This is a genomic window from Gallibacterium anatis DSM 16844 = F 149, assembly GCF_000379785.1.
Classification (GTDB): Bacteria; Pseudomonadota; Gammaproteobacteria; order Enterobacterales; family Pasteurellaceae; genus Gallibacterium; species Gallibacterium anatis.
The window spans coordinates 1-7,465 of record NZ_KB903750.1; the positions used below are offsets into that span (position 1 = coordinate 1).

The 7,465-nt window shown below is 41.6% G+C and carries 6 protein-coding genes and 1 pseudogene; 3 read left to right on the forward strand and 4 right to left on the reverse strand.

What is annotated here, in order from left to right:
- From A3EO_RS13425 to uvrA, 3 genes and pseudogenes are all read right to left on the reverse strand, one after another.
- A pseudogene (locus tag A3EO_RS13425) lies at positions 1–105 on the reverse strand (IS1595 family transposase); the annotation flags it as partial.
- Positions 106–126: 21 nt separating this feature from the next.
- The gene (locus A3EO_RS0111825; RefSeq protein ID WP_018347303.1) at positions 127–1,146 is read right to left on the reverse strand and encodes an autotransporter outer membrane beta-barrel domain-containing protein; all 1,020 of its coding nucleotides are present in this window, start codon (positions 1,144–1,146) and stop codon (positions 127–129) included.
- 573 nt (positions 1,147–1,719) lie between these two features.
- A complete protein-coding gene (uvrA, locus tag A3EO_RS0111830; protein ID WP_018347304.1) occupies positions 1,720–4,554 on the reverse strand; it encodes an excinuclease ABC subunit UvrA in 2,835 nt (944 codons plus the stop codon).
- A 141-nt stretch (positions 4,555–4,695) separates the two neighbouring features.
- On the opposite strand from uvrA, the gene ssb reads away from it, so the two are divergent.
- On the forward strand, positions 4,696–5,211 hold the full coding sequence (ssb, locus tag A3EO_RS0111835; RefSeq protein WP_018347305.1) for a single-stranded DNA-binding protein: 516 nt from the start codon (positions 4,696–4,698) through the stop codon (positions 5,209–5,211).
- Positions 5,212–5,307: 96 nt separating this feature from the next.
- On the opposite strand, the gene A3EO_RS0111840 is transcribed toward ssb, so the two are convergent.
- Positions 5,308–6,195 (reverse strand): LysR family transcriptional regulator, encoded by an 888-nt coding sequence (locus tag A3EO_RS0111840; protein ID WP_018347306.1) that lies wholly within the window; start codon positions 6,193–6,195, stop codon positions 5,308–5,310.
- 114 nt (positions 6,196–6,309) lie between these two features.
- On the opposite strand from A3EO_RS0111840, the gene A3EO_RS0111845 reads away from it, so the two are divergent.
- Positions 6,310–7,152: an aldo/keto reductase gene (locus A3EO_RS0111845; RefSeq protein WP_018347307.1), complete on the forward strand. Its 843-nt coding sequence runs from the start codon at positions 6,310–6,312 to the stop codon at positions 7,150–7,152.
- 84 nt (positions 7,153–7,236) lie between these two features.
- Positions 7,237–7,465, forward strand: a 229-nt coding sequence (locus A3EO_RS13245) for a helix-turn-helix domain-containing protein (RefSeq protein WP_018347308.1), incomplete at its 3' end; no start/stop codon positions are given.

Sequence of the window (7,465 nt, forward strand, 5' to 3'; positions counted from 1 at the left end):
AATGCCAAGCAAATCTGCTGCTGATCGTGCTGTTACTTCTAATACAAAAAATTCAAGCAGTTTTCTTTGTATAGATTTCTTTAGTTTACAATTGGTTATCTTCATTTTTGTAGCTTAGCATAAGTGCTAATCTACTTCAGCCCCTTGAATTTTATCTGTTGCACTGCTGTCATCATACAAATCTGTACCTAAACGAATTGTGGCATTTTGTGCCGCAAATGAATCATTCACATTTAAGGTTTTCGCTTGCCAATTTTCCGCAGATTGAGATAAATCCAATGTGGAATCTCTCAAATTCATTGAAGTAACATTTGAATCTTTGGTCATATTCCAAAGACTATTGTTGCTCAAGACAAAGTGAGATTGAGAATGTTGGAATGGATTAGACGATTGGTTCGCTGTAAAAATACCACCATTGATAGTTGAATTATCAAGTACGGCATTTAAAATGGCAGCATTTCTAGTGCCGTTTTCAGCCACTTTGATCGCATAATAGGTTGTGGCAGTGATGGTTGAGCCATTCATTGCTAAGGTTGAAACGCGGCGTTGCTGATCGTTTGCAAACACACGAACACCACTCGCTTTTTCACTTTCTGTTTTTAGCGTTGTGTTCGTTAATGTTGCATTACTGTCCCATAAATTCAGAACATTAGCACCAATACCATTGGAACTGACGGTGCTGTCGGTTAGAGCAATTTTTGCTTTGTTGCCAACCGTCATTGCTGTTGTTTCTTTACCATAGGTATTAAGGTGGATATTGTTTAATTCAACCAATGAGTCTTGACCGTTTACCATCACGCCGAACGGTGCGACATAAGGGTTGGTACGGTAAATGTTAATCTCACCATTGGTTAAATAGATTTTACCTTGCTGCTCCGCATTGATGATACCGCCAATACGACCTTGCGAAGTAATATTACTATCCGTTAAGCGAATTGTACCGCCGTTGGTGGCAAATAAAGCACGTCCATCATTGTGGATATCAAGATTAGCTTTTTGGATATGAGTAACACCCAGATCATAGGTGGTGTTAAACACGCCATCATCTTCAGCAGAGAGATAGATTTTATTGCTTGTACTTTCAAAATAAGGCGTACTCACGCGTTGCACCGTTAAATCGGTCGGATCGCCACTTTCAGATTCCAATAGTGATGCAATCTAGTCATAAAGCATTCGATGTGTTTTCGGAGAAGGATGGAACTGGTCGGCAAAGACATATTTATGCTGAAATTGTGGATTAAACTCTTAGTATGTAGTTGATTTTTCTAGTTATAATATTAACTAATAGTAACTTTTTAATATATCATTAAACTAGATTTTCCTCATATTACCTAAAGAGACTTATCCAGTCAAAAAATCACTATTAATATATTTTATATCAACGATATTTATTGCATTAATTTTTAACAAAAAACAAAAATGTTCTTATCAATTTCAAAACAATATGTTGATCTTGATATTTTTAAATGTCATTTAATTATCTGTTTTATATAGAATAATTGAATTTTAAGCTGTAAAAAGGAGAGTGCTTTATTACCATTATGTTACATTTTTAATGGGTTAAGTCTATCTGTAAATTAGAATTTGTCTATTAATACAAGGGGTTATTGTGCGATTAGGGCTGTTTTCAGTGATCAGAGCAAAATAAAAGCGTTGCTAAAATGATTGCTTAACAACGCTTTTGTTCTGAAAACAGATAACTTTTAGAAAGGCTAAAATCTATTTTTGTTTATCTAAAATCGGTTTTAAAAACCTTGCGGTGTGCGAATGAGGCATTGCTGCGACTTGTTCCGGTGTGCCTTTGGCGATGATTTCGCCGCCGCCGCTGCCACCTTCCGGCCCTAAATCGACAATCCAATCGGCAGTTTTAATCACATCCAGATTGTGTTCAATCACAACAATGGTGTTGCCTTGATCACGTAAGCGATGCAGCACTTCCAATAATTGTTTGATGTCGGCAAAATGCAATCCGGTTGTCGGTTCATCAAGAATATAGAGTGTGTTTCCGGTATCACGTTTAGACAATTCTGATGCCAGTTTAACCCGTTGTGCTTCGCCGCCCGACAAGGTGGTGGAAGCCTGACCAAGACGAATGTAAGATAAGCCGACATCAATTAAGGTTTGTAATTTGCGCGCGATCATTGGCACTGCATCAAAAAATTCACGTGCCTCTTCGACCGTCATTTCCAACACTTGATGAATGGTTTTGCCTTTATAACGGATTTCCAATGTTTCGCGATTGTAGCGTTTGCCCTTACATTGATCGCACGACACATAAATATCCGGCAGAAAGTGCATTTCGACTTTAATCACACCGTCCCCTTGGCAGGCTTCACAACGACCGCCACGCACATTAAAACTGAAGCGTCCCGGATTATATCCTCTTGCGCGCGCTTCCGGTACGCCGGCGAAAAGCTCACGAATAGGCGTAAACACACCGGTATAAGTTGCCGGATTGGATCTTGGCGTGCGTCCGATTGGGCTTTGATCGATATTGATTACTTTGTCGAAAAACTCTAATCCTTCGATGGCTTTAAACGGTGCGTGTTGCTGATTTTCAGCACGGTTAAGCGCATTTTGTGCAATTGGGAATAAGGTATCATTAATTAAGGTCGATTTCCCTGAGCCAGAAACTCCGGTGATACAGGTGAATAAACCGACCGGAATTTCTAAATCGACATTTTTTAAATTGTTACCGCTCGCCCCGATCAGGCGTAATATTTTTTCCGGTTTGATCGGTGTTCTTGCTGCCGGAATGTCGATTTTCTCTTTGCCGGAAAGAAAACGTCCGGTAAGCGAATTCGGATCTTGCATAATCTGTTGTGCTGTACCTTGTGCAATCACTTCACCGCCGTGTACGCCGGCTCCCGGCCCAATATCGATGATGTGGTCGGCGGTACGAATCGCATCTTCGTCGTGTTCAACCACAATTACGGTATTGCCTAAATCTCTTAGGTGAATCAAGGTATTTAACAACCGTTCATTATCACGTTGATGCAAGCCGATAGAAGGTTCGTCCAACACATACATCACGCCGACCAAGCCTGCCCCAATTTGGCTGGCAAGACGAATACGCTGTGCTTCACCGCCGGAGAGTGTTTCGGCGGAACGTGATAAAGAGAGATATTCCAGACCGACATTGACTAAAAACTGAAGCCGTTCTTTAATCTCTTTTAAGATTTTTTCCGCAATTTTGGCTTTTTGCCCTTCAAACTGTAATTGTTCAAAATGGTGTAATGCTTCGCCGATACTCATTTCAGAAATTTGTGGCAACGTGGTTTCGCCGATAAAGACGTGGCGAGCCTCTTCTTTTAGACGAGAACCGCGGCAAGTTTGGCAAGGACGGGTGCTGATATATTTTGCCAAATCTTCACGCACCGACATTGACTCGGTTTCTTTGTAGCGGCGCGCCATATTGTTCAACACTCCCTCAAATGGGTGATGACGCACGATGGTGTCGCCACGATCGTTCATATATTGAAATTCAATTTTTTCGTGACCGGAACCGTGCAACACCAAATGTTGAATTTTTTGTGGTAATTCTTCAAACGGCTCTTCAATATCAAAGTGATAATGGCGCGCGAGCGAGGTCAGCATTTGGTAATAATAGAAATTGCGGCGATCCCAACCACGAATTGCACCGCCGGCAAGGGATAAACTTGGGTTTTGCACCACACGATGTTCGTCAAAATATTGTTGAATGCCTAAGCCGTCACAAGTAGGGCAAGCGCCTGCCGGATTATTAAACGAGAACATTCGTGGTTCTAGTTCCGGCAAAGAATATCCGCAATGCGGACAGGCAAAGTTGGCAGAGAAAACCAGCTCTTCGGCACTGCTGTCATCCATATTGGCGACCACCACAATACCGCCGGAAAGTTCCAGTGCGGTTTCCAATGATTCCGCTAAACGGCTTGATAATTCAGGGCGGATTTTGAAGCGATCGACAATCACTTCAATGGTGTGTTTCTTTTGCAATTCCAGTTGTGGCGGATCGGAGAGATCACAGATTTCGCCGTCAATTCTGGCGCGAATATAGCCTTGTGCGGCAATGTTATCCAACAATTTGGTGTGCTCGCCTTTGCGAGCTTTCACGACCGGTGCAAGCAACATCATTCGGCTGCCTTCCGGCAAAGAAAGAATTTTATCCACCATTTGACTGATAGTTTGTGCCGTTAATGGGATGTTATGTGTCGGGCAACGTGGTTCGCCGACACGAGCAAACAGCAGTCTTAAATAATCATAAACTTCGGTAATGGTACCGACAGTGGATCGAGGGTTATGTGAGGTGGATTTCTGTTCAATCGAGATCGCCGGTGATAAACCTTCGATATGATCCACATCCGGTTTTTCCATCAAAGAGAGAAACTGGCGAGCATAAGCGGAAAGTGATTCCACATAACGCCGCTGCCCTTCGGCATAGAGGGTGTCAAATGCTAACGAAGACTTTCCCGAGCCGGATAAACCGGTGATTACCACCAATTTGTTGCGTGGAATGGTTAAATTAATATTTTTTAAATTATGGGTTCTTGCGCCCCGAATTTCGATATTGTTCATAATAGCTGATCAAAAAATAAAAACGTCGATGATTATCGCAAAATCGAAAAAACTGTGCAAATATCCAGTATTATTTTATTTTTTTCATAGGGGATTTACGGTAAGATAGCGACGTTTTAACTTAATTTGAGAGGAAAAATTATGGCAGGCGTTAATAAAGTAATTATTGTGGGAAATTTGGGAAATGATCCTGAATTGAGAACTTTTGCAAATGGCGATGCGGTCGCCAATATCAGTGTTGCCACCAGTGAACGTTGGCAAGACAAACAGAGCGGAGAATGGCGAGAAATTACTGAATGGCACCGCATCGTGTTATTCCGCCGTTTGGCAGAAATCGCCGGACAATATTTGCGTAAAGGATCAAAAGTTTATATAGAAGGCAAATTACGCACGCGTAAATGGCAAGATCAAAACGGGCAAGATCGTTACACCACCGAAATTCAAGCGGACACATTACAAATGTTGGACAGTCGCAGCGATCGTATGGGCGCGGATATGTCTGCACCAATGGCTCAACCGCAAAATCAGTTTGCGCAACCGTCTTATAATCAAGCGGCAGCTCAACCTAACCAATTCGCACAACCGGCAGCCGCTAAAGCACCGCAAGCAGCGGTAAATCCGGATACAGCAGATTTTGATGATGATATGCCATTCTAAGCATTCTTATATTATCAAAATAAATTATAAAACATTAGGAGAAACCTTTATAAAAAAAGAGGTTTCTCTTTTTAATATTTGTTTTGATATATTGCTTTATTTTATACATTCCACCAAAGCCTTAAACAACGGAGAATCCTGTCTCCGATTAGGGTAATAAAGATAATAACCTTCGTAACGCATTGCATAATTTTGTAACACCTCGACTATCTCACCAGATTTAAGCTCTTTTAGTACTCTGTCTTTCGGCATTAATGCCAACCCCAAATGAGATAAGCAGGCTTTTTTTGCAAGAAAATTATTATTCACCACTAATCGACCCGATGGCATAAATTTAACCACTTCTTTACCCTTTGGTATACAAAATTCCCAAGGAAAAATACCTTCAGAAGTTGGCATTCGTACACACAAACATTGATGTGAAGTTAAATCATCAATTGTTTTTGGAATTCCGTATTGTTCTAAATATTGTGGCGTTGCAATTAATGCCATTTGCATATCATCTGAAATTCTGATGGCGATCATATCTTTATCTACTTCTTTGCCTAAACGAATCCCCGCATCAAAACGCCCAGCTACGATATCAGTAAACTTCATATCGCTGATTAGCTCTAATTTTACTTCGGGATATTTTTCCATAAATCTTAATAACTTATCCCAAATAACATAGAGAAAAACGTGATCAGCCCCATTAATGCGTAATGTTCCATTTAGCGTGTTACGAAAATGACTTAATGCATTAACATTATCTTCAATACTCTCAAATAATGGAAAAAGTTGTTTAAAAAGTTGTTCACCTGCTTCGGTAGTGGCAACACTGCGAGTTGTTCGATGAAACAATTTTATTTTCAGCTGTTCTTCCAATTTCCGCATAGAATGGCTTAACGCTGAGGTCGATACGCCTAAATATGCAGCCGCTTTAGTAAAACTGGCCGTTTGTGCAACAATAATAAAATTGCGTAATTCATTCATATTTTCAATCATCTTGGACTCTTTGATTGTTGAAAAATATTCAACAGGCTATCAAAAAATACCCCACTAATCAAAACAATATTTTCTCCCTATAATGTCATCATTCAAAGTACATAGGAGTAAAAAATGAAAACAGCAACCTTAAACAACGGCATTGAAATGCCAATGATCGGCTTTGGTGTGTATCAAGTGAGCGATGAAGAAACGGAAAAAGCCGTCTTATCCGCTCTCGAACAAGGCTACCGCCTGCTCGACACCGCCGCCATTTACGGCAACGAAGCGGGCGTAGGGCGTGCGATTAAAGCCAGCGGCATCCCTCGCGAAGAGATTTTCGTTACCACCAAATTGTGGATTCAACGCCAAGATGCGTTTAACGGCACACAAAAAGCCCTTGATGAATCCTTGAAGCGTTTGGGCTTGGATTATGTGGATCTCTATTTAATGCACCAGCCTTTCGGCGATGTGCACGAAGAATGGCGCGCAATGGAAACCGCGTTGAAAGCAGGCAAAACCCGTGCCATTGGCGTGAGCAATTTCCATATGGATCGCTTAATGGATTTAATCACTTGCCACGAAATTGTGCCTGCGGTAAACCAAATCGAAACACACCCATTTTATCAGCGTGATGCGGAATTAGCCTTTCATAAAGAACGGGGGATTTTGCAACAATCTTGGGGCCCGCTGGCTGAAGGCAAATTCGACATTTTCCATAATCCCGTGTTGAGCGAGATCGCTGACAAACACGGCAAATCCGTTGCCCAAGTGGTGTTACGCTGGCTCAACCAACACGGTATCGCCATCATTCCCAAATCGGTGAAAGTGGAAAGAATGCGTGAAAACCGCGACATCTTGGATTTCACCCTTGACGCACAAGACCTCGCCGCCATCGCCACCCTCAATCGTGATGAAATCATCTTCGACCACCGCGATCCAAAAATGGTGCAATGGCTGGCACAAGCGAGAGGCTAGGCCCAAATTGAAAAACGCCGTGTGGAATGATCTGCACCCCAAAAGTTGGACTTATTATCCAACAGACAAAGGTGCAGATTTTTTATGACTAAATATAACCAAACATTTAAACAACAAGTGGTAGATTTCTACTTTCAACACGAGGAAAACCTTTCTTTAACCTGTCGTACATTTANCGTGTCTAAACGCACATTAAGGCGTTGGATTGCCCAATATCAACATTCAGGTATAAAGGGCTTAGCCGTGCTGCATACCAAACGAACCTACACCCCAGAGTTTAAATATCACGTCATACAAACGATTCAAAACAGAG

Excerpts from the sequence above, each read along its gene's own strand:
- uvrA (WP_018347304.1), bottom strand. The coding sequence starts at position 4,554 with ATGAACAATATCGAAATTCGGGGCGCAAGAACCCATAATTTAAAAAAT.
- ssb (WP_018347305.1), top strand. The coding sequence starts at position 4,696 with ATGGCAGGCGTTAATAAAGTAATTATTGTGGGAAATTTGGGAAATGAT.
- A3EO_RS0111840 (WP_018347306.1), bottom strand. The coding sequence starts at position 6,195 with ATGATTGAAAATATGAATGAATTACGCAATTTTATTATTGTTGCACAA.
- A3EO_RS0111845 (WP_018347307.1), top strand. The coding sequence starts at position 6,310 with ATGAAAACAGCAACCTTAAACAACGGCATTGAAATGCCAATGATCGGC.